Origin of the sequence: Lysinibacillus macroides (genome assembly GCF_001281525.1) — a bacterium.
Taxonomy (GTDB): domain Bacteria; phylum Bacillota; class Bacilli; order Bacillales_A; family Planococcaceae; genus Lysinibacillus; species Lysinibacillus macroides.
In genome coordinates this window covers 69,354-94,770 of the sequence record NZ_LGCI01000005.1, presented here as the reverse complement: position 1 = coordinate 94,770, position 25,417 = coordinate 69,354, and the positions used below count along the sequence as shown (strand labels likewise).

At 38.1% G+C, this 25,417-nt stretch carries 23 protein-coding genes; 1 reads left to right on the top strand and 22 read right to left on the bottom strand.

Annotation, left to right across the window (positions count from 1 at the left end; translation table 11 throughout):
- Positions 1-38 precede the first annotated feature (38 nt).
- The 10 genes from ADM90_RS03350 to ADM90_RS03305 all read right to left on the bottom strand — a co-directional run bounded on the left by ADM90_RS03350 (position 39) and on the right by ADM90_RS03305 (position 13,347).
- The gene (locus ADM90_RS03350) at positions 39-1,481 is read right to left on the bottom strand and encodes a S41 family peptidase (protein WP_053993652.1); all 1,443 of its coding nucleotides are present in this window, start codon (positions 1,479-1,481) and stop codon (positions 39-41) included.
- 195 nt (positions 1,482-1,676) lie between these two features.
- Positions 1,677-2,264, bottom strand: a complete 588-nt coding sequence (locus ADM90_RS03345) for a peroxiredoxin family protein (protein WP_053993651.1) — start codon at positions 2,262-2,264, stop codon at positions 1,677-1,679.
- A complete protein-coding gene (locus ADM90_RS03340; RefSeq protein WP_053993650.1) occupies positions 2,261-2,881 on the bottom strand; it encodes a hypothetical protein in 621 nt (206 codons plus the stop codon). Before ADM90_RS03340 ends, ADM90_RS03345 begins: the two co-directional genes overlap by 4 nt.
- A 232-nt stretch (positions 2,882-3,113) precedes the next feature.
- Complete coding sequence (locus ADM90_RS03335) at positions 3,114-4,427, bottom strand: murein hydrolase activator EnvC family protein (RefSeq protein WP_083448444.1); 1,314 nt, start codon at positions 4,425-4,427, stop codon at positions 3,114-3,116.
- A gap of 79 nt (positions 4,428-4,506) precedes the next feature.
- Complete coding sequence (ftsX, locus tag ADM90_RS03330) at positions 4,507-5,391, bottom strand: permease-like cell division protein FtsX (protein ID WP_053993648.1); 885 nt, start codon at positions 5,389-5,391, stop codon at positions 4,507-4,509.
- Positions 5,381-6,067 carry a cell division ATP-binding protein FtsE gene (gene ftsE, locus ADM90_RS03325; RefSeq protein ID WP_053993647.1) on the bottom strand — a complete coding sequence of 229 codons (687 nt, stop codon included), beginning with the start codon at positions 6,065-6,067 and terminating at the stop codon, positions 5,381-5,383. Before ftsE ends, ftsX begins: the two co-directional genes overlap by 11 nt.
- Positions 6,068-6,276: 209 nt before the next feature.
- Positions 6,277-7,461 (bottom strand): DUF4097 family beta strand repeat-containing protein, encoded by a 1,185-nt coding sequence (locus ADM90_RS03320; protein WP_053993646.1) that lies wholly within the window; start codon positions 7,459-7,461, stop codon positions 6,277-6,279.
- 266 nt (positions 7,462-7,727) lie between these two features.
- On the bottom strand, positions 7,728-10,598 hold the full coding sequence (uvrA, locus tag ADM90_RS03315) for an excinuclease ABC subunit UvrA (RefSeq protein WP_053993645.1): 2,871 nt from the start codon (positions 10,596-10,598) through the stop codon (positions 7,728-7,730).
- A 7-nt stretch (positions 10,599-10,605) separates the two neighbouring features.
- Positions 10,606-12,585 carry an excinuclease ABC subunit UvrB gene (uvrB, locus tag ADM90_RS03310; RefSeq protein WP_053993644.1) on the bottom strand — a complete coding sequence of 660 codons (1,980 nt, stop codon included), beginning with the start codon at positions 12,583-12,585 and terminating at the stop codon, positions 10,606-10,608.
- 519 nt (positions 12,586-13,104) lie between these two features.
- Positions 13,105-13,347, bottom strand: a complete 243-nt coding sequence (locus ADM90_RS03305; RefSeq protein ID WP_053993643.1) for an IDEAL domain-containing protein — start codon at positions 13,345-13,347, stop codon at positions 13,105-13,107.
- 227 nt (positions 13,348-13,574) lie between these two features.
- Here ADM90_RS03305 and ADM90_RS03300 point away from each other — a divergent pair, with 227 nt between their 5' ends.
- Positions 13,575-14,084, top strand: a complete 510-nt coding sequence (locus tag ADM90_RS03300; RefSeq protein ID WP_053993642.1) for a competence protein ComK — start codon at positions 13,575-13,577, stop codon at positions 14,082-14,084.
- A 207-nt stretch (positions 14,085-14,291) separates the two neighbouring features.
- On the opposite strand, the gene prfB is transcribed toward ADM90_RS03300, so the two are convergent.
- The 12 genes from prfB to ADM90_RS03240 all read right to left on the bottom strand — a co-directional run bounded on the left by prfB (position 14,292) and on the right by ADM90_RS03240 (position 25,416).
- Positions 14,292-15,396, bottom strand: a protein-coding gene (gene prfB, locus ADM90_RS03295; RefSeq protein WP_412176973.1) for a peptide chain release factor 2 whose coding sequence is annotated in 2 segments (ribosomal slippage) — positions 14,292-15,320 and positions 15,322-15,396 — 1,104 coding nt in all. Because the reading frame shifts where the segments join, the coding sequence is not laid out codon by codon here.
- A gap of 89 nt (positions 15,397-15,485) precedes the next feature.
- Positions 15,486-16,019 (bottom strand): competence protein ComK, encoded by a 534-nt coding sequence (locus ADM90_RS03290; RefSeq protein ID WP_053993641.1) that lies wholly within the window; start codon positions 16,017-16,019, stop codon positions 15,486-15,488.
- Positions 16,020-16,369: 350 nt separating this feature from the next.
- Positions 16,370-18,880 (bottom strand): preprotein translocase subunit SecA, encoded by a 2,511-nt coding sequence (gene secA, locus ADM90_RS03285; RefSeq protein WP_053993640.1) that lies wholly within the window; start codon positions 18,878-18,880, stop codon positions 16,370-16,372.
- Between the two features lie 140 nt (positions 18,881-19,020).
- The gene (hpf, locus tag ADM90_RS03280) at positions 19,021-19,572 is read right to left on the bottom strand and encodes a ribosome hibernation-promoting factor, HPF/YfiA family (RefSeq protein ID WP_053993639.1); all 552 of its coding nucleotides are present in this window, start codon (positions 19,570-19,572) and stop codon (positions 19,021-19,023) included.
- Positions 19,573-19,826: 254 nt separating this feature from the next.
- The gene (locus ADM90_RS03275) at positions 19,827-20,210 is read right to left on the bottom strand and encodes a PilZ domain-containing protein (RefSeq protein ID WP_053993638.1); all 384 of its coding nucleotides are present in this window, start codon (positions 20,208-20,210) and stop codon (positions 19,827-19,829) included.
- 171 nt (positions 20,211-20,381) lie between these two features.
- Positions 20,382-20,792 (bottom strand): flagellar export chaperone FliS, encoded by a 411-nt coding sequence (gene fliS, locus ADM90_RS03270; RefSeq protein WP_053993637.1) that lies wholly within the window; start codon positions 20,790-20,792, stop codon positions 20,382-20,384.
- A 49-nt stretch (positions 20,793-20,841) separates the two neighbouring features.
- On the bottom strand, positions 20,842-21,204 hold the full coding sequence (gene fliS / locus ADM90_RS03265) for a flagellar export chaperone FliS (protein ID WP_053993636.1): 363 nt from the start codon (positions 21,202-21,204) through the stop codon (positions 20,842-20,844).
- A gap of 31 nt (positions 21,205-21,235) precedes the next feature.
- Entirely contained in the window at positions 21,236-21,595 is a 360-nt protein-coding gene (locus tag ADM90_RS03260) for a flagellar protein FliT (protein ID WP_053993635.1), read from the bottom strand.
- Between the two features lie 28 nt (positions 21,596-21,623).
- Positions 21,624-23,144: a flagellar filament capping protein FliD gene (fliD, locus tag ADM90_RS03255; RefSeq protein WP_053993634.1), complete on the bottom strand. Its 1,521-nt coding sequence runs from the start codon at positions 23,142-23,144 to the stop codon at positions 21,624-21,626.
- Between the two features lie 30 nt (positions 23,145-23,174).
- The gene (locus ADM90_RS03250) at positions 23,175-23,561 is read right to left on the bottom strand and encodes a flagellar protein FlaG (protein ID WP_053993633.1); all 387 of its coding nucleotides are present in this window, start codon (positions 23,559-23,561) and stop codon (positions 23,175-23,177) included.
- Positions 23,562-23,681: 120 nt separating this feature from the next.
- Entirely contained in the window at positions 23,682-24,371 is a 690-nt protein-coding gene (locus tag ADM90_RS03245; protein WP_053993632.1) for an acylneuraminate cytidylyltransferase family protein, read from the bottom strand.
- The gene (locus ADM90_RS03240; protein WP_053993631.1) at positions 24,361-25,416 is read right to left on the bottom strand and encodes a nucleotidyltransferase family protein; all 1,056 of its coding nucleotides are present in this window, start codon (positions 25,414-25,416) and stop codon (positions 24,361-24,363) included. Before ADM90_RS03240 ends, ADM90_RS03245 begins: the two co-directional genes overlap by 11 nt.
- Position 25,417 lies beyond the last annotated feature (1 nt).

Below are 25,417 nucleotides of genomic sequence, written 5' to 3'. Positions count from 1 at the left end.
CTTGCGTAGTACAAACTCATAGAAAGACGTTTTTCTTGCTATTGCTCAATTGTATGCAGTAAAAAGCTAGTGGCCATTTGGAACTGCTGGTCATGTTGACGATCTGTCTTATAATTTTTTAATGTTTCATTTAAACTATTAAAGAAAGTTGTGTCCATATAAAATTCACCTTCTGCTTGTTCTAATTTTTTTTGTTTACGATAGAGATTCACAGCCTCAGCCGTTGTGTCATCCATATAGCCATCTAAACGATCAATTTGATAGCCAAGCTTTTGCAAAGCATTTTGTGAATAGGCAATTTCCTCGCTCATATCACCTACTTTAAACTTCCCTGTTAATGGATGTAACTGGAAAGCAAATAATTCATTTTGCTCGATCACTAAGCTTGCCTCAATGCCCTGCCCATGAATCCATTCTCGTTTTGGAGTTAACCATTTATTCGTTGATAACTTCAACTCACCACCATTCGTAAGCGACCAGGATTCCTGTACGGTTCCTTTCCCAAAACTTTTAACACCAACAAGTGAAGCACGGCCCCAGCCCTTTAAAGCGCCACTTAATACTTCACTAGCTGAAGCACTGCCTTGATTTTGTAAGACAACAATTGGAATTTTATTCATAGTTTCTAAATATTTCTCATCGAAGCCCTTTGTTTGCGTTTTTAAGGGTTCCATAGCACCTTCTGCATTTTGCATATATGCAAACACCTTGCCATTTTCCAACACTGTGCTTAGTAGCGCTGCAACGCTATGTAAATACCCACCTGGATTATCACGCACGTCAATCACAATTCCCTCCACATCTTTGCGCAGTAGTTTACTTGTTTCAGCAACCCATTCGTTCGCTGTTTTTTCACCAAAAAGGGAAATTTCTACATAACCAATTGCTGTATCCTCAATCTTCACAACCTCACTTGATACAGTTTTATTAGAAATAGCAGCGCGTTCCATCGTCATTTTAATATGCTTATCCTCACTTGGACGATAGACCACAATTGTTACCTTTGTTCCCTTTTCACCTTGAATTAAATGCATTAATTCACTCATCGTTTTACCATCTACACGAACACCATCTACTTGTACAATTTCATCAAGTGAACGCATTCCTGCCTTCTCTGCCGGAGATGAGCGCACAGGAGACACGACAATAAATTTGCCTTTATTTTCTGTTAACTCAATCCCAATCCCCACTCTTTCCTCAGCTAGCATTTGCCGATGTTGCTCAGCCTCTTCCTTAGTGTAATAGGTGCTATAAGGATCTTTAATAGCTTCAGCCATCCCACGTAGTGCCCCTTCCACCAAGACATCCTTTTTGGTGCTATATACTGATTTTTCTTCAATTAATGTCATTGCTTCATCAATGGTATCAACCTCCGTAACGGGCTCCTTTTTATCGCCCAGCGTAAACCAATCAAAATAAATTCCACTGCCTACCACTAAACTACTAATGAGAACTCCGATTCCAGCCGTTATTTTGCGCAAACCTTCCCTCCTCCGTCTCTTTTACTGTATGACACTATTTTTTCAAACATACAAGATTACATGGCAAATTTGTAAAGTGCGGGTATTAGCTTTAAGGCGCAAGTGTTGCGCTTGGCTTCGTGCCTCTTCCCCATATCCTCTACATAAAAAAATCTGCTCGCTTCTACATAATAGAAACGAGCAGATCTTTCTAAACTAATCGAGTGCATCGACATACCCTGTTAGCATATCCATATCCATTGGTCCTTTAACAGCATGTTGAATATAACCGTTGGAATTAATAAAATATGTTGTTGGAATGGTAATAATTTGATAGTCAGAGCCAGTTAAATTGTCAGGATCCAATAAAATTGGAAATGTTAGCTCAAAACTATCTCTAAAGGTCATAACCGTATCTACCTTGGCATCAGCAGTCACATCACGTTCCTCTGCTGTTAAATTGACCGCTATAATTTCAACATTTTTTTCTTCCGCAAATTGATCATAAAAGTTTTGCATATGTGGCATTTCAGCTTTACATGGTGGACACCACGTTGCCCAGAAATTTAATACCACTTTTTTTCCGCGAAGCTTACTCAATGTCACATCTTTTCCATCCAAGCTTGTTAATGTAAAATCAGGTGGGGTATCACCATCTTTTAAACCAATGTTGCGCTCTTCCATATCCTTTCCAAGAGCCGACTTGTCAATAGCGCGCTCCTCATCAATTTGCTGTTTCACATATGTACCAACCATCGCAACTACTAAAAGCACAACAATCAATAGCCCAATATTTTTTTTCATGCTTTCCCTCCTGCATTGTTCTCATTGTGGTGAATGACAATCCCCATACAAAGTAGTAAGAGGCTGACACCTACAGCGGTTTGCCATATCCCTAATGGTTGAAAGAAGGCAACGAGGATAAAGCCAACTGTATACAGTAATAATGACTGTTTCAGTGCTGTTAGTTTCCATAGTATGAAAATAGTTAATAAACTTAGCACTACTAATGTCATCACTTCACCTATCACTGAATTATTATTCAATAATACGGCAAACCATTGGTAAATCGATTGGGTCAATACCATTGCCCAGCAATATGCTTTTAGATCTACTACCACAGCTTTTTTCCGCCATACTTGCCATAATGCTGCTAACACGCCCAGAAAAACGCCTATTGTTCCTCCATTAAAATATAATAAAGAAATTGGCTGGGCAATAACCGCTTTGAAATCAGTGAAAAATAAGCTAAATTTCCACACGATCATAAATGTAAAAACAGCATCTGCATAGATCTCTGCATATTTTTTTGAAAATTGTAATCGCAATATAAGCCAGACGATTAAAAAAGTATATAGTAAGGCAACTGCTGTTGCTGGTAATGTTAGTGCTCGAATTGTATACCACTCTGTATTAATCACACCAACAAATCCTCTCTTAAAAGATAGCTACAGCATAGCATAGATATAGTTTAGCAGAGGAATATTTCACACTGTGTTCAAAAAATAGTCAGAATCCTTAAAAAAGAGTTTGTCCAAAAAAATTTCTCTTAGGACAAACTCTTACACCAAGCAAGCTTATTTAGCATATTGTTATTAGTAGAAGAGAGCTGTGCAAAAAGATCTTTGTCTTTTGCACAGCTCCCTGTCCCCTTTACAACGGAATATATTTTAGTGGATTTACGCTACCAACAGCTTGCCCTTTCCAAGGACCAATATGCACCTCAAAGTGTAAATGTGGGCCTGTAGAGCGACCTGTGCTACCCATCGCTGCAATTTGCTGACCTTGTGTTACCTCTTGCCCTACACTTACATTAAATGCACTTAGATGTGCATACACAGTTGTATAAATTTGGCCATCAATTGAATGTGTCACAATCACAACATTTCCATAAGAGCTAAGCGGTGCTGCATAGGAAACGACACCTTCAGCCGCCGCCCAAATTGGTGTGCCTGTTGCATTGGCAAGGTCGACACCATAGTGGAATTCAGGGCCAGCTCCGATATTTCGCCAGCCATAAGGTGATGTTAAACGACCATTTGTTGGCTTAATCCAAGTACCATTCGATTGAGGCGCGTTCACAATAACGCCAGATGAACCACCGCTAGCATTGTTAGCAGCAGCTGCGGCCGCTGCCGCCGCGGCTGCTGCTTTACGTTTCGCTTCCTGCTGGCGAGCAATTTCAGCTAAGCGATTTTGCTCAGCAATAATCTGATTTTGTAATTCCTGACTAACTTCCAATGCCTCAGAATATTCTTTTTCAAGTAATACCTTTTCAGATTTCAACTTTTCTTGCTCTTTTTCTAATTGATCAACCAAGTTATTTTTCTCGGCTTTTTGACTATCTAAAGATTTTTTTAAGCGCTCAAGCTCAGCTTTTTTCTCTTCCAACTTTTTACGCTTTTCTTCTACACTTTGCTTTTGTTCCTCTAATTTTTGCTTATCCTCTTTTTGATCTTGGATAATTTGACGATCTGCTTCTAGCAGTGCATTGACCGCAGAAAATCGATCAATAAAGTCTACAAAACTATTGGAACCTAATAACACATCTAAATAACTAACAGAGCCACCCGCTTGAATCGCACGTGCACGCTCCTCTAGCAATAAATCCCGCTCTTCAATTTTATGTAGAAGCTCTTGAATAGATGCTTCTAATTTTTTAATTTCCTCATTTGTTGTATGAATCTCGGCTTCTACATTTTTAATATTGCTATTTGTTTTGTCGATTTCAGCGTTTAATGCTTGAATTTGATCTAAGATTTTTTGTTGCTTTTCCTGGTTAGCAGAAATTGCATTTGACTTATTGCCAATGGATGAATTTAACTCATTTTTCTTTGTTTCAATTTGTTTTTTTTCTTCTTTTAAATCCGACAAACTTGTTGCGTATGCTGATGGAGTTTGGATAAAAAGAAATAGAGCAGATGCTACTGCAAGTGTTTTCCATGTGTTCTTCGCCTTACTTCTCACCGATCGAACTCCCTTTCGCCTAGGATTCATTGTATTCACAAATATCCGTTGTGATTAGCGCATAATGAGAGCGCCCAAATTAAATTTTTAAAAACTTACGCACTGACATAAAGCTTCCCCAAATACCTATTAATACGCCAATAAGTAGCAGTAGAGCACTCACCTGATACACAAGTGGAGAGAAATCCAGTAATTGAATAAGCTCCCCCTGTAAACGAGGTGCAATAATTTTATATATATTGTGGTAAAGGGTTGTGACAACCGCAATCGGAATAATCGAACCTAAAATTCCGAGCCACATTCCTTCCAGTAAAAATGGAATACGCACGAATGAATTCGTGGCACCTACAAGTTTCATAATTTCGATTTCATCTCGACGCGCAATAATCGTAATCCGAATCGTATTTGAAATTAAGAAAATCGCTGTAAATAATAACCCTAAAATTAGCACGATTCCTACATTACGACTAATATTTAAAAAGTTAAATAGCTTTTCAACTTTTCCTTCGCCATACATCACATCATATATATAATCATGCTTATTAATCTCTTTCGCAACCTTCGCTGTTTGCTGAGGATCAGCGGCCTTTACATAAATAACGTTGCGTAAAGGGTTACTTTGCTCAAATAGTTTAAAATCATCACCAAAATCCTTCACGAGCTTATTTAACTCATCCTCTTTCGTTGAATAGGTGACCTCTGAGATACTTGCCCATGTTTTAAGATTTTTAACAAGCGCTTGTTCAGCTGCTTCATCTGCTGTTTCATCAATTAATACTTTAATTTCAACATCATTTTCTAAATCAGTCGCTACTTTATTTAAGTTCATCATAATCAGCGCAAAGACGCCGACTAATATGAGGGTAACGGTTACTGCACTAACGGATGCAAGAGTCATCCAGCTATTTCGACCAAGTGATTTAATACTTTCTCGGAAGTGTCGCTTTACAGTATTAAATGTCATAACCGTAGTCACCTCCGTGCTCATCACGGACAATTAAACCGCCCTCAATAGCGATCACACGCCGACGAATTGTATTCACAATTTCACGATTATGCGTTGCCATGACAATTGTTGTTCCTCGTGCATTAATTTCCTCAAATAAATTCATAATTTCCCATGATGTTTCAGGGTCAAGGTTCCCTGTTGGTTCGTCTGCAATCACCACTTTTGGAACATTCACAATCGAGCGTGCAATTGATACGCGCTGTTGCTCTCCCCCCGAAAGCTCATTTGGGAACATTCTAGCTTTATGCTTTAATCCGACAAGCTCTAAAACTTCCATAACTCGGCGACGTATTTCTTCTGGTTTTTCCTCTATAACTTCAAGGGCAAATGCTATATTTTCATATACGTTCAAACGAGGTAATAATTTAAAATCTTGGAAAACAACACCAAGCTGACGACGCAAAAAAGGTACCTTCTTATCTTTTAACGTTGCTAAATCTATACCATTAACAAAAATTTGCCCTGAAGTTGCCTTTTCTTCGCGATACATCAATTTAATAAATGTAGATTTACCTGCACCACTTGGACCAACCACATAAACAAATTCACCCTGCTTTATATTAACGGAAATACCATTTGTCGCAACAACACCATTTGGGTATTTCTTTGTCACATTTTTCATTTCTATCATGATTAAACCACCTAAAACTCTCATCTATGTAAGAGGTATTTCTTTTACTATTATAGCACTCAATTTCTGTTTTTTTATTACAGTTTCATTTCAATCCGTGGTAGTTCTTTCTAATTCGTTTTTTCCTTGTCATAGTTGTGAAGAAAGCTCGACAAAATTAAAACAGGAACCAACTTTTGACAAAGTCGATTCCTGTTTGATTGTTACGTTTATTGTTCTTCTGTTGTTGTATAGCGCACTAAAACAGCTCCTGTTTTGGATTCACCTTCAATAAATAAGCGATTGGCATTTTCGACTTCTTTATCAAAGCGAATAACTTTCGATAAAAATTGATCCGTTGACTCCATTTTTGATACATCCTGGATACCAACATCTATTTTCCCAAAATTCGTCACTACTTTACCACTTAATGATATTGTTCTTGGCACATATAATTCAACAGCACCTGCAACTGTTTGTGCTTTAATTTTTGAGGAATTTGTTGAGCAAGTTGTAACAACAACATGTCCATTCACCGATTTAGCCTCTACCTCATCCAATGCACCGTCTAAATAAACACGGCCATTCAATGTCTCTGCCTCTAAATCTTTCCCCCGGACATTTGTTAATTCAATGGAGCCATTAGAAGAATCCACTTCCGCTTTGCCAAAGTTAAACTTCGTGCCTTTAATAGCGCCGTTTAATGTTTTAACCTTTAATTCTTCAAATTCTATATCCTGTAGTGACACACTTCCATTCATGAGACGAACAGATAATTTTTCAAGTTTCTCCTTCGGTACTAGCACCTTTATATTGACTTGAACAAGCTTTAATTGGCTTAAAATGCGCAGTGCACGCTCATCCTCTTTCACCACAAATTGCTCTAAAAAATGATTGCGCGTTTCTTCTTCACTGTCATTCATCAGTGGTGCCTTTACCTTGCAAACTACCTGAATCGTATCTCCCTCACTGGCTTCCAATGAGAAGTTACCATTTGGCAGTTCAGCAATAATATTGTCTACATTAACAGCAGCCACTTCTTCTGTATGTGTAAACTCAATTTTATCTCCAAATGGAGAAGCTACATCAAATTCCTTCACCTTTTTAACAGCGGTATTCATCATATCCATAAACAAGGAGCCAATTTGCGTTAAATCCTTACGAAAATCTTGCATTTCATCTTGGAAGTATTTCATAAAATCATCTTTTTTCTTGTCACCATCTTTTGGTTTTTCTTCAAATAGTGACTCTTCTTTTTCAGTTGAAAAGGATTGCGTCTCCTTTGACACATCATTCATAACATTTTGAGTAGACTTGCTAGGTTGCTCTAATGCTTCTAATAATGTAATCGCCTCTTGTGCTGAAATCGTACCTTTTTCTACAAGCTCTAAAATTCGTTGACGTTCATTTTGCATAAATAAATAGCCTCCCTCAGTTCGTTATACTATTTATACGATTCATCATGTGAAAAGTTTCACGACAATATTAAATGAATTAGGCTTTTATTCGTTTTTTGATCACTTCTCACCTCAGATTGAGCGATTCCCTACAATTTTTGATCATTCTTCACTCTCAATTGGACGACCCTCTACACTTTTTGATCACTCTTCACTCTCAATTGAGCGACTCTATACACTTTTTGATCATCCTATACTCTCAATTGAACAATTTCACAAGTTTTTTAGATATCCTCAGAGGCCTTAACTAGTACGGCCTCCATACGCATACGGTCGCGCTCTAAAATTGGCTTTAAATATTTGCCTGTGTAGGAGCCAGCAATTTCGGCTACCTCTTCAGGCGTTCCAGTTGCAACAATGGTACCACCCTTGTCTCCACCCTCTGGACCTAAGTCAATCAAATAATCAGCCGTTTTAATAACATCTAAATTATGCTCAATTACTAATACCGAGTCGCCATTTTCAACAAGACGCTGCAGCACAACGAGTAAACGTGCAATATCATCTGCGTGTAAGCCTGTTGTTGGCTCATCTAAAATATAGAAGGACTTGCCTGTAGAGCGACGATGTAATTCAGAGGCTAATTTTACACGCTGTGCCTCACCGCCCGATAATGTTGTGGCAGGCTGCCCTAATTTCATATAGCCCAAGCCTACATCCACAATGGTTTGCAGCTTACGTTGAATCTTTGGAATATTTTCAAAGAATACTACTGCATTTTCAATCGTCATATCCAAAATATCAGCAATGCTTTTATCTTTATATTTCACTTCAAGTGTTTCACGATTATAACGTTTACCGTGACATACTTCACATGGTACATAAACATCTGGCAGGAAGTGCATTTCAATTTTAATAATGCCATCACCGCGACATGCCTCACAGCGACCGCCTTTAACATTAAAGCTAAAGCGACCCTTTTTATAGCCACGTACCTTTGCCTCATTTGTTGCTGCAAACACATCACGAATATCATCAAAGACACCTGTATACGTTGCTGGATTTGAGCGTGGCGTACGACCGATTGGTGATTGGTCAATATCAATGACTTTCTCAAGCTCCTCCATCCCAGTTACTTCTTTATGCTCCCCTGGCTTTACCTTGGAACGATTTAGCTTTTGTGCCAATGATTTATATAAAATTTCATTAATTAATGTAGATTTTCCAGAACCAGAAACACCTGTCACTGCCACAAATAGACCTAATGGAATATCTATTTTAACATTGCGTAAATTATTTTCCTTAGCACCTTTAATGGCAAGCTTACGACCATCTGGCTTGCGTCTCTCAACTGGTAATGGAATAAATTTTTTACCACTTAAGTATTGCCCTGTTAACGATTTTTCATTATCCATCACTTCCTCTGGTGTACCTGCTGCTACAATTTGACCACCATGAACACCGGCACCAGGCCCGACATCAATCAAATAATCAGCTGCCAGCATCGTATCCTCATCATGCTCCACCACAATCAGCGTATTGCCGATATCACGCATATTTTTTAACGTGTTAATCAAACGATCATTATCACGTTGATGCAAACCAATCGAAGGCTCGTCTAAAATATAGAGAACGCCCGTTAAACGTGAACCAATTTGCGTAGCAAGGCGAATACGCTGCGCCTCTCCACCTGATAATGTTCCTGCCGCACGACTCAATGTTAAATAGTCTAAACCAACATTGACAAGGAAGCCCAAACGCTCTTCAATTTCACGCAAAACAAGGCGAGCAATTTGCATATCCTTTTCTGTTAAATCTAGCTCTTTAAAAAATTGATCCGCTTCCTGAATCGAATATTGTGTGACCTCACCAATATGCTTATCGGCTACTTTCACTGCTAATGTTTCAGGCTTTAAGCGATAGCCTTTACAGGATGGGCAAGCCTGCTGTGCCATATATTTTTCCATTTGCTCTCGTACATAGTCAGATGTTGTTTCTTTAAAACGACGCTCTACATTACGCATAACACCCTCAAATTCAATCATTTGATCTCGCACATTGCCAAACTCATTTTCATAATGGAAGTGTATTTTGTCTTTTCCTGAGCCATATAAAACCTTATCCATCTTGTCCTTTGGCAAATCCTTCACAGGCACGTCCATTGGTATATCGTAATGATCACAAACAGCCTTTAATAGCTGGGGATAATATTGTGAACTTGTCGGTTCCCATGGAGCAATGGCGTGCTCTAGCAATGAACGATTCCAATCGGGCACCACTAGCTCCAAATCTACCTCCTGTGTTGAGCCTAAGCCATCACAGCTTGGACAAGCTCCAAACGGACTATTAAATGAAAACATTCGAGGCTCTAGCTCACCTATAGAAAAACCACATAATGGGCAGGCATGATGCTCACTAAATAGTAACTCTTCATGCTCCATCACATCAACAAGTACACGCCCTTCTGCCAAACGTAAGGCCGTTTCTAAAGAATCACTCAGACGAGCGGCAATACCTTCCTTCATAACTACACGGTCCACTACTACTTCAATTGAATGCTTTTTATTTTTATCAAGTTCGATCGCATCATCTAAATCACGTAATTCCCCATCAATTCGCACACGAACAAAGCCCTGCTTTTTTAAATCCTCCAGCAATTTAACATGAGTTCCCTTACGTCCAGAAACCATCGGCGCAAGAAGCTGCATTTTTGTTCTTTCTGGATAGGTTAATAAGCGATCCACCATTTGCTCAATTGTTTGAGATGTGATTTCGATCCCATGATTTGGACAAATGGGCTTGCCAATACGTGCGTAAAGTAAGCGCAAATAATCATAAATTTCCGTTACAGTCCCTACTGTAGAACGCGGGTTGCGGCTCGTTGTTTTTTGGTCAATGGAAATAGCGGGCGATAGTCCTTCTATCGCATCAACATCTGGCTTATCCATTTGCCCAAGAAATTGGCGAGCATAGGCGGAAAGGGACTCAACATAACGACGCTGGCCCTCCGCATAAATTGTGTCAAATGCTAGAGAAGACTTTCCAGAGCCTGATAAACCTGTTAAAACAACTAATTGGTCACGTGGAATTGTGACATTAATATTTTTTAAATTATGAGCACGTGCACCTTGCACGACGATTTCAGTATTTTTCACAAGTCATTCACCCTTCTACCTTCAATTCAAATATTGTATCTCGAAGCTCAGCCGCACGCTCAAAATCAAGCGCTTTTGCTGCCTCCTTCATTTCGACTTCTAGGGAAGCCAACAGCTGTTCTCTTTCTGCCTTTGTCAGCTTTTTGCCCTTCGTAGCCTTTGTTACATAGGATTCCTCTTCCTCTGCTACCTGTGTCGCACGAATGACATCTGGAATTTTCTTAATAATCGTTTGAGGCGTAATGCCATGCTCCTCGTTATAAGCCATTTGTAATGTACGACGACGCTTCGTCTCATCTATCGCCTTTTTCATCGAGTCTGTTACATGATCTGCATACATAATGACATGACCATTCGCATTACGAGCAGCACGACCAATTGTTTGAATTAAGGAACGCTCTGAACGTAAAAAGCCTTCCTTATCCGCATCTAAAATGGCTACAAGTGAGACTTCAGGAATATCAAGCCCTTCACGTAATAAATTAATACCAATTAGCACATCATACGTTCCTTTACGCAGCTCACGGATAATCTCAATACGCTCCAGTGTTTTAATTTCTGAATGTAAATATTCAACCTTTAAGCCCATCTCTTTTAAGTAGGCTGTTAAATCCTCAGACATTTTCTTTGTTAATGTTGTCACAAGCACACGTTCATTGCGTGCCATTCGCTCATGAATCTCATCAATTAAATCATCTATTTGCCCTTCGATCGGACGTACATCAATTAACGGGTCCAGCAATCCAGTAGGACGAATAATTTGCTCTACCATTTCTGGTGTATGCTCCAGCTCATATGGACCAGGCGTTGCAGAAACATAAATAGCCTGATGCACACGATTTTCATACTCTTCAAAACGCAATGGACGGTTATCGAGTGCTGAGGGCAAACGGAAGCCATGTTCCACTAATACACCTTTACGAGCTTGGTCACCATTGTACATGCCACGCACTTGTGGAAGTGTTACATGGCTTTCATCCACAACCAGTAAAAAATCATCAGGGAAATAATCCAATAATGTATAAGGCGTAGCACCTGACTCACGTAATGTTAAATGACGTGAATAATTCTCAATGCCTGAGCAAAAGCCCATTTCACGCATCATCTCTAAATCATAACGTGTGCGTTGCTCTAAACGCTGTGCCTCCAGTAATTTATCCTCAGCTCGCAACAGCGTCAAACGTTCCTCTAGTTCTTTTTCAATATTTTCAATTGCTTTTCGCATTTTTTCTTCTCGTGTCACGAAGTGAGAGGCTGGGAAAATCGCAACATGATCCCGATCCGCTAAAATTTCACCTGTTAGTGCATCTACCTCACGAATACGATCAATTTCATCTCCAAAAAATTCCACACGAATACAATGTTCATCACGTGATGCTGGGAATATCTCCACTACATCTCCACGTACCCGAAAAGTTCCGCGTGTAAAACTTACATCATTACGCTCATATTGCACATCAACAAGTTTGCGCAATAGTTGATTACGTTCAATTTCCATGCCTGTCCGAATCGACACAACCATTTCACGATATTCCTCTGGCGAGCCTAAACCATAAATACAGGACACCGATGCAATAATAATGACATCCTCACGCTCAAATAATGCAGAAGTGGCAGAGTGACGTAGCTTATCAATTTCATCATTAATGCTAGAGTCTTTCTCTATATACGTATCTGTCTGTGGCACATAGGCTTCTGGTTGGTAGTAATCATAATAGCTAACAAAATATTCAACAGCGTTATTTGGAAAAAATTCTTTAAACTCGCTATATAGCTGTCCTGCTAAGGTTTTATTGTGTGCCATAATAAGTGTTGGTTTTTTTACCTGCTGAATAACATTCGAAATTGTAAACGTTTTACCCGTTCCTGTAGCACCTAGCAATGTTTGATGACGTTTGCCTTCCTTTACACCCTCCACTAATTCAACAATTGCCTGTGGCTGATCTCCACTAGGCTGATATGGCGCTTGTAAATCAAATGTTTGCACACATGTCCCCGTCCTTTCCTTCCAATTTGTACATATATTTTAGCATAGCAAGCGTAAAATTTCGAACATTTAACGAACGAATGTTTGTAAATCCTTTTTCTCTCTGTAAAATTTTTAAATATATATGAATGGAGTAAAGCTTCTCGTCTCGGTACTTGCTTTCTCCAATCTGACTACGAGGGCACTGAAAACAGATGAATTGTTAAAAAGCATAGCCATTAATTATGAGCCTCTCAATTTTCTTCCATGATAAAAGTAGATTTATACCATAAACACGGTGCTGTCAGGGACCTCTCTGCTTTTCATGCAGGAGTCTTCCATCCATACAACAAGCTATCAGTAAAAATTAAAACTTACTACTTACATAATAGCCGCTTTATCGCGTTTTCAAGCTCCAAAACTTGAAATAGGTTTCAGCATGGAGTGGCATTCTTGTGTGTTTGAGTAGCCCCACCCACTATTTAGCCGTAATCAAAAAAATCCCGCTCTCCAATATTCATGGAGAGCGGGGTCATCGTATTAAGCATCCTCTGTTTGCTGCAAAGAATTTAGTTCAGCTGCGTAGCGATAAAATGCGTTTTCATCTTTTTCATCGAGTGCTCTATCGATTAGAACCATGAGCTGCTCTTGACGATGCATACGCTGGATACGATTTAAAAATAAATCTAAATAAATCTCGTTTAATAATTTCTCTGCCTCATCAACTTTTTTTGACTGACCAACGGCTTTCAGAAAATCTGTGTACGAATAATATTTATCCAACGATCTCACCTCGATCCTTTTCTAAATTATATGAAAATTGAAACAAAAAAGCAATGCTTAACGCTTGAAAATAACTTAGATTAGCTATTAAACTCGTGTGATTTGTAGCAAACTCTCTAAGCAATTTCGTCATTTTTCAAGGGATTCATGGGAGTATTGGTATTTTCTAAAATTCATTTTATTTCCTATACTACAACCATCAAAAGAAAAAAGGAGGCACTTTTCATATGTCATCTAATTATGTAAATCGCTATTTAATATCCTTCAATACGTACATGCTACAGCCCATTCAACACAACACTAAAATTTTTACACATGTAATTGACAAACATAATGAGCTTATCGTTACACGTAAACCGCTACATGTGCTTCGAAAATCTTGTCTCTCCTTAGGAACAACCTATGAAGCTGCAAAGCAATCAGCCAAACTCTTTTTTGGCAATCAACATAAATTACCAATTGTCGTTGCTTTTGACTATGGCTATCCTTGTATTTTTTTACCAACTTATTCACCAAATTCTATCCATAATATATGGATTGGTCTTCACGCCATTACCAATATTATTCCTACTAAAACAGGTTGTATTATCACATTAAAAAATGATAAAGAAATTGAGCTTCCTATTCAATATGCCTCCATCAGCAAACAGTTTGTCAATGCATCCATGCTCTATAAGCATTATATGAATGAGCGTAAACAACTGAGCCAAGATGCCCCATACCATCCACCCTTTTAACATCAATTACGCCCCAGCGTAATTGCGTCTGGATTTTTTCGAGCTCGCACGAAAAAGCTCCTTTTCAAAATCCATGATATCGGCTGGGGCTTTTATCTTGATTCAGTGGGCGTTTGGATATCCACTGAATCAAGATAAAAATCCCCCAAGAATCTCTCTTGGGGGATAATCCATTATTAGAATCTTGCACGACTGCTACAAGAGCAATTAGTTGATTTTCGAACGTAAATAAGCATTAATAAACAAGTCGATATCGCCATCCATCACTGCGCCAACATTACCCGTTTCTTCATTTGTACGGTGATCCTTGACCATTGAATATGGATGAAATACATAGGAGCGAATTTGTGAGCCCCAGCCTATTTCCTTTTGCTCACCGCGTATTTCATCGAGCTGTGCTTGTTGTTTCTCTAGCTCTAATTGATACAACTTCCCTTTTAACATTGTCATTGCTTTCTCACGGTTTTTAATTTGTGAACGCTCTGCCTGACACTGAACGATTGTACCAGTTGGAATATGCGTAATACGAACAGCTGAGTCTGTTGTATTAATATGCTGACCACCAGCACCTGTTGCACGGTACGTATCAATTTTTAAATCCTCTGTGCGGATATCAATTTCAATATTGTCGTCGAACTCCGGCATCACATCACATGAAACGAATGATGTATGACGGCGGCCAGACGAATCGAATGGTGAAATACGCACTAGACGATGCACACCTTTTTCAGCCTGTAAATAGCCGAAAGCATTGTGACCTTTAATCGATAATGTTACGGATTTAATACCTGCCTCATCACCAGGAAGATAATCTACTGTTTCTACTTTAAAGCCTCTTTTTTCAGCCCATCGCGTATACATACGCAATAGCATGGAGCCCCAATCCTGAGACTCTGTACCACCAGCGCCAGGATGTAGCTCTAAAATAGCATTGTTTTGATCATAGGGACCACTCAACAGCAATTGCAGCTCAAAATCCCCCATTTTTTGTTGGAATTCTCCAAGCTCTTTTCCTAGCTCCTCCTGTAATTCCTCATCTGGCTCTTCACGTAAAAGCTCTAGTGTCATATCTAAATTTTCATGTGTTTCCACTAAATCTTTATATTCATTGACAATTGCCTTTAAACCATTTCCTTCATTGATAATCACCTGTGCACCTTGTTGATCATCCCAGAAACCTGGCTCTAGCATCATTTCATCTAACTCTTGGATGCGTGCCTCTTTATTTTCTAAGTCAAAGAGACCCCCTGAAATCCGCCAATTTTTTGGCTGTAGTGTCTAACACATTACGCACATCTGCTAATTCAATCATTATTAAATCCTCCGAACGTTAGTAATAAAGCATATGAAAGCTCCGTATCCTTTTATTATAACGTTTTTATAAAGGAAAACATACTACTATTACACTTCATCCTCAAACATATTAAATGCCAAACGCTGGAATACCTTCGCCCGATCATACTGCACAAGTAAATGCTTTGTTCGTTTCTCTAATTTATATTTTAGTAAAAAAGCCCGTTGAATACGGTATTCTAGTGCCTTGACGCTAATTTCCACCGTAATGTCCATACCGTTCATAAAAATAATCTTGGTCCTTTTTTTATCTACTGCCACATAATCATCAATATGATGCACAGCAAACCAAATACACTGAGGTTGTAAGGGTGATTTACTCGGAATCCATAATATATTACAACGCTCATGAATCACAATTGGATTTTTATTTAGCTTCCCCAACACCATTTTTGACCCATCAAAAGCACCTCTTAAGCTAGAACCAAAATAACGTAGGTTAAAGTCTATTAATTTTGTTGGGGCTAATTTCGATACATATTCATTATCCTTTTCGATCACCCGAGTACATAAATTTCCAAAGGCATCATACTCAGGCATATATAGCATTGTTTCACTCGTCATAATATCCTTTTTATGCATTAATATGTTCCTCCTTTATACACTTTATGTTTTTCATAAAAATACATAGGAATATACTCATACAGTCCTATATTTCTCCTCGAGCAGGATTATTCTACAAATCTGAGTATCTTTGTCTTCACATCTATTTCTCCCCCTTTTTTCTTTTACACAGACCTTAGTACCACTACCGACACATAATTTAGGACAATAACAGGAAATATTTATTGAACTAAATTCCTATTATAACAGTTATTGTATACCTACAAGTCCAAATTGTCTATAAATTCTGAATTTTAATATTAAAATTTCTTTTTATAGTAAAAAAAGATCATTTCAACATAGTGTTAAAATAATCTTTTTTATTTACTTTATTGTGTTGCCCCATGACAGTTTTTATATTTTTTCCCGCTTCCACAAGGACATAAATCATTACGGCCAATGTTTTCAGCTTTACGGACGGGCTGCTTTTTCGGAGCCGAGCCGCCTTCCTCTTTTGGATTAACAGCTTGTCCCTTCGCTACTTCCTCACGCTCAAGGTTATTACGGATTTCCGCCTTCATCGCATATTTTGCTACATCCTCGCGAATAGCTGCTACCATATCCTCAAACATCGCAAATCCTTCTTGTTGGTATTCACGAAGCGGATCATTTTGACCATAGGCACGTAAATGGATACCTTGACGTAATTGATCCATTGCATCAATATGATCAATCCATTTCGTATCAATTGAACGTAATAAAATAACCTTTTCAAATTCACGCATACGCTCTGGTGTAAGCTCAGCCTCTTTTTCATCATAGCGAACTTGCACTGCATCAGAAATTAACTTATTTATCTCCTCAGCGGGCTTGCCTTGGAAATCAGATATTTTCAGCTGCCCTTCTTCTAGTAGGTTAGCAGCTACAAAGTCTTCAATCGCCTTTAGGTTCCAATCCTTCTGCTCACCCTGTGTATACAGGCCTACAATATTATCGATGGTTTCTTGAATCATCGACTCCACAAGCTCACGCATATTTTCTGTTTCGAGCACATCGTAACGCTCTTTATAAATAATTTCACGTTGCTGACGTAAAACATCATCATATTGTAATAAACGTTTACGTGCATCGAAGTTATTTCCTTCGACACGCTTCTGTGCTGATTCTACAGCTCTCGACACAACTTTTGATTGCAATGGTTGTGAATCGTCCATTCCTAAACGCATCATCATCGACTTCATATTATCTGAACCGAAGCGACGCATTAAATCGTCTTCCAAGGATAGGTAGAATTGTGTTACCCCTGGATTTCCTTGACGTCCTGAACGTCCACGGAGCTGATTATCAATACGACGTGATTCATGGCGCTCTGTCCCAATTACTGCTAAACCACCAATTTCCAATACACCTTCACCAGGCTTAATATCCGTACCACGACCAGCCATATTTGTGGCAATGGTTACAGCACCCTTCATACCAGCATTGGCAATAATCTCAGCCTCACGCTCATGGTTTTTCGCATTTAAAACATTATGTGGAATTTTATATTTATCCAATAATCTTGAAATAATTTCAGATGTTTCAATTGCTACTGTACCCACAAGAACAGGCTGACCTGCCTGATGTCGCTCTGCGATATCTGCGGCTACCGCTTTATACTTTCCTTCCATCGTTGCGAAGATTAAGTCAGCACGGTCATCACGGGCAATTGGTCTATTTGTAGGAATTGCCACAACATTCATATTATAAATATTACGGAATTCCTCTTCCTCTGTTTTAGCCGTACCAGTCATCCCTGCAAGCTTTTGATACATACGGAAGTAGTTTTGGAAGGTAATCGTCGCCATTGTCATTGATTCATTTTGAATTTCAACGCCTTCCTTCGCTTCAATTGCTTGGTGTAAGCCATCCGAGTAACGACGACCTTTCATTAAACGACCTGTGAAACCATCAACAATAACGATTTCACCCTCTTGTACAACGTAATCCACATCATTATGCATACTTACATGTGCCTTTAATGATTGGTTAATGGCATGGTTTAAACGAACATGTGTTAAATCAAACAGATTGTCAATGCCAAATGCTTTTTCTGCTTTTTCCACACCTGCATCTGTTAGCGTAACACCCTTTGTCGATTCTTCATACGTATAATCCGTCTCGGCATTTAACATACGTACAAATGCATTGGATTGCTTATAAAGCTGTGCTGATTTCCCAGCCTGACCCGAAATAATTAATGGCGTACGTGCTTCATCAATTAAGATCGAGTCCACCTCATCAATAACAGCATAATGCAATGGGCGTTGTACACGTTCCTCTTTATACAGCACCATGTTATCACGTAAATAGTCAAAGCCTAGCTCATTATTTGTACTATACGTAATATCCGCCTCATATGCAGCACGTTTTTCATCTTTTGAAAGACTATTAAGATTCAGACCAACCGTTAAGCCTAAAAAATTATAAAGCTGGCCCATCTCAGCAGCATCACGGCTCGCTAGGTATTCGTTGACCGTTACTACATGTACACCTTTCCCAGTAATGGCATTCAAATAAACAGCCATTGTCGCCGTTAATGTTTTACCTTCACCCGTTTTCATCTCTGCAATATTACCTTCATCGAGAGCGGCTGCCCCCATAATTTGAACACGGAATGGGTACATCTCTAATGTACGTTTTGATGCTTCACGACACACGGCAAAGGCTTCCGCGCGAATCGACTCCAACGGTTCACCATCGGCATAGCGCTTTTGAAACTCTTCCGTTTTTGCTTGTAATTGATCATCTGAAAGCTGTTCCATTTGAGAAGCGAATCCCTCAACTTGGTCAGCAATTTTTTCTAATTTTTTTAACTCACGTTTATTGAAATCAAACAATTTATTTAATAGGTTTGCCATGAATGTTTTTCACTTCCTATATAGATTCAACTTCCATTTTACCATTGTGTAACAGCTTGATGCAAACAGTCTCCCTAAAACCTAAGTGCGCTATACAAAAAAGACCCTCGCCATTGCGAGAGCCTTTGTCATCATAAAGTTTAAGTTGTTTCGATTAAGCCATATTTACCATCTTTACGCTTATAAACAATATTAGTGCCATTGGATTCAGCATCAGTAAAGACATAGAAATCATGACCAAGCATATTCATTTGTAATACAGCCTCTTCTTGATCCATCGGTTTTAAATCAAATTGCTTTGTACGTACAATGGAGTACTCTTCTTCCTCTGAAGCAGCATCAACAGCAGCTTGTGTACTAGCAAAATAAAGACCTGCGCCTTCACGCTCACGGAATTTACGATTTACTTTTGTTTTATGCTTACGAATTTGTCGCTCTAGTTTATCCACAATAAGATCAACAGCAGCATACATATCATTATGACGCTCTTCAGCTCGAAGCGTTAAATTTTTCATTGGAATTGTAACTTCGACTTTTGTTTGCTTGTCATTATAAACCTTTAAATTGACATTAGCATTAGCATTTACATCTTCATTAAAATAACGTTCAACTTTCTCAATTTTATTCTCAACATACTCTCGAATAGCTGGAGTTACCTCAATATTTTCACCGCGAATGTTAAAGTTTAGCATGTAAACTCCTCCTTTATAACTGCTATACTATATATTTCTACACAAGTGTGTGAAATTCCTCTAAAATCATTCTTTTTTTTACAAAAATTTTTATTTAATTTAACAAGCATCTTTTATAGCCCAAGTAACATGAAATACTTATTTTTCTTCTGTTCACTTCAGCTTTCATTGATCTCTTTTGGACATAAAACGCTTACTAAACCGTTGATTTTCACGACAAGATTCAGCATAGTTAGCTAAAAAATACGCTTGCATCAAGATAAATTATTGTGCTTTTTAGCCTCTGCTACTTCTTTTTTACGTCGTAGCTTCAGTTCTTCAATAATTAAATCCTCAACAGCACCTTGCTGATTAAAAAATACCCCATACTGCTTGCCATTGCCAAAAGGACGACTCCACATAATTTCTCCATAAGCTCGTACCTCTCGTGAATCCAATACAAAGCGGATCTCTAATGGAGGAGGATTCATACCTAAATCCACTTTCGTAAACATCTTTAGCCCACGTGGACTGATATCCAGCAATTCTCCCATACTCGTTCGTTCATGATTGACCCTACCGTTCTCATAAATAGCAAAAGTAATTGGAAGAGGCTCCTCAAACTTAAAACGGAAGCCCTCTTTACGTTTAAAAATCATATTCCCACCCCAGTACTATGTTAAACATGTATATTGCTTTGATTATGACATGATCTGTAGTGAACAGCCAGAGGGAATTAGTAACATATTTTACCGATAAACACCCTAAATTATGGCGATTTAGTGATAATAAAGAAAAGAGACCTCCGTTTAGGATGGTCTCTTTTTTGGCTACACTTGTTCACTACTTCCCTGACCAAATTGCTGTTGTCGATTAATGCGAATAACTTCCTTCCATGTATCGCGGAATTCCGTCACCAATCCCTCAACTTCTTCAACAATCGCTACATCATCTTGCATATTAGCTTCCATTAGACGTTGATTCATATATTCATATAACGCTAACATATTTTTAGAAATTGCATAATCCATATTCAGTGTCACCATTAGCTCATGAATAATCGCTTGTGCTTTTTGAATATTGGTGTTTTTTTCTTGAATTTTTTTTTCCTTAGTAGCTATCTTAGCTAGATGTAAAAACTTCAAACAGCCATTATAGAGCATTAATGTTAGCTCTCCTGGAGAAGCAGTAGAAACACTATTTTGTTTGTATGCATTTTGCGCCGATAAATTTGCTGACATGAAAGGCCAACTCCTTTTTGGAATATTTTAATACTAATTTATTATCAAACTATATGACTTTTTTCCATGTATCATGGAACTCTCTTATTAAGCCTTCCACTTCTTCGAGAATGACCAAATCATCTTGCATATGAACTTCCAATAAACGATGATTCATATATTCATACAGCGCAAACATATTTTTGGACATGTCATAATCCATATTCAGTGTTGTCATCAGCTCATGAATAATTGCCTGTGCTTTTTGGATATTGGCGTCTTTTCCTTGGCGATTTTCATCTTGAATTGCCACTCTTGCTTGATGCAAAAACTTCAAGCATCCTTCATACAGCATCAGTGTCAATTCGCCTGGAGAAGCAGTGGCCACATGATTTTGATTGCCTGTATGTTGCGTTTCTACATTGGTTGGCATAAAAAGTAAAACTCCCCTTTAAGTAAAGCAATTAATTTTTTTTATCATAATACATACCGTCCAGTGTCCGAACCTCGGAATAGGGATTATAGTACTGGGATTCCTTTTTCTTTGCTTTTTGTAAATTTGCCAAATCCTGCTTGATTGAGCTCATCACAGTGACCAATCGTTCCTTAATACCATTGTCTAGTTCACGCAATGTACAATGCGTACGATCTTGCTCGTCAAAGCGAAAGTTTGTCTGCATTAACGCTTCTATAATGGTTTCACGTGTATCTAAAAGATAATGGATACGTTCAATGTATCCATCACGTCCTTCACTAGTCGGCATATCTCCTAAAACTTTGTATAAATTCGCTGATACTTGCAATAGTTGCTCTATTGGTTGCATAGCACACTCCTACTTCGCTTGATCATCCTTATTGACCTTGCATAAAAATGCTCGATTGTTCATTAGCTCTGTTGATTGCCTTTTCCATAGCCGTAAACTGATTCCAATACATTTGCTCAACCATTTCCAACCTTCTCTTTAAATTATCCATTCGTTCATTTGTTTCTTTCAAATCTCGACCAATGGAGAACGTCTCATCTGACATGTTCGCACGACCTGCTTTGCCCTCAATGACAAGCTTAAAGCTATCCAATGAATCACGCAATTTTTTAACAAAACCACGTGTATCGGCTGCACTGATTTCCTCCATGCCCGTATTTGGGTTTACTTTTGTTACAGTACCATTTTTATCGCCTGTACTTGTCAGGAGCTGCTCAACGGCATCTGGGTTTTCCGTTAGAGCTTTACGCAATTTCTCCTCATCGATCTCTAGCATACCACCGTCTTTATAATCTTTGGTTGTAGTAATCCCAATTTTATAAAGGGTATTATAGTTTGAATCCTCGACTGCTGGATTGGACTGATAAAGTAATGAACGCATATTAGATAAACCATCACGCAAAATACTATCTCTACTTAGTAAACCACTTTTCGCTTTTTCATCCCAAAGTTTTACTTCGCTCTCAGGCAACTCTTTTCTTTGTTCATCCGTTAATGGTGGAAAATCACGATATCTCGGTTCATTTGTTTGATCCATTAAGTCTTTGACAAATCCATTATAGGTTTTTACAAAGTCTTTCACCTTGTCTACCATTTCATCCACATTACTTGTCGAATTGATTGCAACAGCAGTACCTTGATCAAATGTTTCCTTTAATGTAACATTGTAGCCAGAAATAGAGAAACTATTGGATGTGCGCTCAGTGGAAATACCGTTCACTGTAAAAATAGCATTTTTCCCCTCTGTTTTTTGCACATTATCTGTAGATGCAAAACCTAAGGCATCTGCACCAACAAGTTCAATTTCCTCGCCTCCCTTTACATCACCAGTGTTTTTCGCAGTAAAGGAAAATCGACCATTTTCAAAAATGGCTGTTACACCAGCATTACTAGTATTAACCTTATTAATAAATTGATCGACCGTCATATCTGCCATAATATCAATCTTTGTTGCTTCACTTGCCAGTATCCCATTATCTTGAATTGCTTTAATATCAATCGTTGATGCTGTTACACCTAAATCACTCAATTTGGTCGAACCTGTTGCATTTTTTTGTGCGCCTACTAAACGCCCTGCAACCGCTAATTGTGATACCTCTTCAATATTTATTGTACCTGATGCATTTCCTGTTGCTGTAGCATCTACTAACTTGGAATTGGAGCTGGTAGCTGTTTTACTATTAAAACCTTTTAACACCAAGTTGTCTGCCAAATACGTATCAAATGTTCTTATTTTTGTATTAACACTGCGGTAAGCATCACGCTGCCATTCAGCTGTTTGCTTCTTTTGAAATAATTTGTCTAATGGCGCTCTTTGTGCAGTCATCATCTTTTTTACAATTGCATCAATATCCATCCCTGAGATTAAACCGCCAATTCGATTTACCATAACTATTTCTCCCCTTAATATTACATAAATTTAGATTTTTTCGTCTACAATGAGACCGAGCATTTTTTGCATTTCATAAAAGGCATCCAACAACTTCTTTGCTGGAATTTCTCTTACAACCTCCTCCGTCTCCTGATTTACAACAGTCACATAAAAACGATTTAAACCTTCATGATACATAAATTTTGCAGCATTGTTATTCGCCGCTAATACATTATTCATCGTATCGACTACTTGTTGTAATTGTTCTTTCGAAACTTCTTGCTCTTCTCCAGTAATCGGTGCTGTTTCTACTGTTGATGTTGAACTTATGTTAGTAGAAACTGTAGATGTTATCTTTTCTAGTACGTTGGCTGTAGTTGCATTTGTTGCTGTAGTGCCCACTTCTATAGACTGTCCCTGTGATGCAATACGCATTGAATTCACCCTCCTGCATGTTTTAATTTGCTTACTTTTATTATCGGAAGGAATTTCTATATATTTATGTCTTTCATAAAACATAGTGAAATTACTAGTAACAGTAAAATTCCTACGTTCTTAACAAGCGCCACTACGATCTACTAGTAAACACTCACATATTTTAAAATCAATGCTAGTATCAATATCAAAGGATTTTTCTTGAGGCATTGTATAGCCAATTGTATGTTCTGTTAAAAAAGATTTCTCTGCTAATAATGCATCTGTTTTCGCCACATAGACAGCGCCATTTAAAGCATATACTATTGGCAGTTCTTGACGTCTTGTAATCAATTGCTCTTGCTGTAGAAGTGGCGACATCTTATCATTTTCCATTGTATACATCCAATAAGGTGATTTTGTTGTCTCTGTAACTGATACACAAAAATCTGCTTTATTTTCTATTAATTTTTGAATGCAGTCATCTATATCTTCCGTTGTTCTAAGTGGTGATGTTGGTTGTAATAACACGATATAGTCAAAATCTTTACATTGTTCGATTGCATGTATAATCACATCTATAGTTGATGTATCATCTTGCGCTAATTCGATTGGTCGTATAAATGGCACATCACAGCTATATTGTTGCGCTACCTCTATAATTTCTGGGTCTTCTGATGATAAAATCACTCGACTAATATATTTCGATTGTTTTGCTGCTTCAATTGTCCACGCAATCAATGGCTTTCCAGCAAGCTCTTTCACATTTTTACGTGGTAATCCTTTGGAACCACCACGCGCAGGAATAATAGCTAATATATTAGGCTTCATTATTGGTAAGCTCCTTAAAGTCATTCTTTGCCCTATGAAAATCATCTATTCTACCAATATCCAACCAATATTCACGGATAGGGAAGACCGATACTTTCTGATCTGCTGCAATCAGTTGCTCAAAAAGCGTTGGCATATCATAAAACTCATTTTGCGGAATATAATCAAATACTTCTGGATTCAGTACATAGATACCTGCATTGACAAAGCTACGTTGAATAGGCTTTTCTTTGATTCCCGCTAAATGCACCCCATCTGTTTCAATAACGCCATAGGGCACTTGATACTCATATTCTCTTACACACATAGTTGCCATAGATTGATGTTCTCTATGAAACTCCATTAACTGATCGAAATTAATTTGTGTAAGTAGATCGCCATTCATCACAAAAAATGGCGCTGTAGGTCGTTGTTCAAGCAAGGACAAAGCACCTGCTGTCCCCATTCGTTTCTCTTCCTCAATATAGTCAATTGTGACATCAAACGCTTCACCATTTTGAAAGTATTCTTGGATAATTTCTTTTTTATAATTGACTGAAAAAATAAAATGCGTATAGCCGAACTGCTTAAAACCTTCAATAATTGTTTCAAGAATCGGTTTATTACCTATTTTCAGCATTGGTTTAGGTATATCATTTGTTAGCGGACGCAACCTTGTCCCAAGTCCACCCAGCATTAAAATAACAGTATTTTTATTTGTGGATGTCTCTAAGTTATCCGTAAAAAAAATATCAACGACTTGATTATGTTTATTAACTATAGGTAATTGCTTTAATTTTTTCGATTTCATAAATTGTTTTAGACGATAGGGTCTTTGTCCTGTTTGTACACTAATTGGATTAGCATTCATAATAGATGTGATGGGTACTTCAAGCCCTTCTCCACGTAAAATACCACGACGAACATCACCATCCGTTACTGTCCCTAATAAATGTCGCTCTTCATCAACAACTACTGCAAATTGCAATGAAGAATTATCAATTATTTTCATTGTTTCCAATAAAGTCTGATCTGGCGTAACTATTATTTTTTGCCACTGCTTCATC

Bases quoted from the DNA above. Each gene is read 5' to 3' on its own strand.
- ADM90_RS03345 (WP_053993651.1), bottom strand. From the start codon at position 2,264: ATGAAAAAAAATATTGGGCTATTGATTGTTGTGCTTTTAGTAGTTGCG.
- ftsX (WP_053993648.1), bottom strand. From the start codon at position 5,391: ATGACATTTAATACTGTAAAGCGACACTTCCGAGAAAGTATTAAATCA.
- ftsE (WP_053993647.1), bottom strand. From the start codon at position 6,067: ATGATAGAAATGAAAAATGTGACAAAGAAATACCCAAATGGTGTTGTT.
- ADM90_RS03320 (WP_053993646.1), bottom strand. From the start codon at position 7,461: ATGCAAAATGAACGTCAACGAATTTTAGAGCTTGTAGAAAAAGGTACG.
- ADM90_RS03300 (WP_053993642.1), top strand. From the start codon at position 13,575: ATGTCATCTAATTATGTAAATCGCTATTTAATATCCTTCAATACGTAC.
- ADM90_RS03290 (WP_053993641.1), bottom strand. From the start codon at position 16,019: ATGCATAAAAAGGATATTATGACGAGTGAAACAATGCTATATATGCCT.
- secA (WP_053993640.1), bottom strand. From the start codon at position 18,880: ATGGCAAACCTATTAAATAAATTGTTTGATTTCAATAAACGTGAGTTA.
- hpf (WP_053993639.1), bottom strand. From the start codon at position 19,572: ATGCTAAACTTTAACATTCGCGGTGAAAATATTGAGGTAACTCCAGCT.
- ADM90_RS03275 (WP_053993638.1), bottom strand. From the start codon at position 20,210: ATGATTTTTAAACGTAAAGAGGGCTTCCGTTTTAAGTTTGAGGAGCCT.
- fliS (WP_053993637.1), bottom strand. From the start codon at position 20,792: ATGTCAGCAAATTTATCGGCGCAAAATGCATACAAACAAAATAGTGTT.
- fliS (WP_053993636.1), bottom strand. From the start codon at position 21,204: ATGCCAACCAATGTAGAAACGCAACATACAGGCAATCAAAATCATGTG.
- ADM90_RS03260 (WP_053993635.1), bottom strand. From the start codon at position 21,595: ATGCAACCAATAGAGCAACTATTGCAAGTATCAGCGAATTTATACAAA.
- fliD (WP_053993634.1), bottom strand. From the start codon at position 23,144: ATGGTAAATCGAATTGGCGGTTTAATCTCAGGGATGGATATTGATGCA.
- ADM90_RS03250 (WP_053993633.1), bottom strand. From the start codon at position 23,561: ATGCGTATTGCATCACAGGGACAGTCTATAGAAGTGGGCACTACAGCA.
- ADM90_RS03245 (WP_053993632.1), bottom strand. From the start codon at position 24,371: ATGAAGCCTAATATATTAGCTATTATTCCTGCGCGTGGTGGTTCCAAA.
- ADM90_RS03240 (WP_053993631.1), bottom strand. From the start codon at position 25,416: ATGAAGCAGTGGCAAAAAATAATAGTTACGCCAGATCAGACTTTATTG.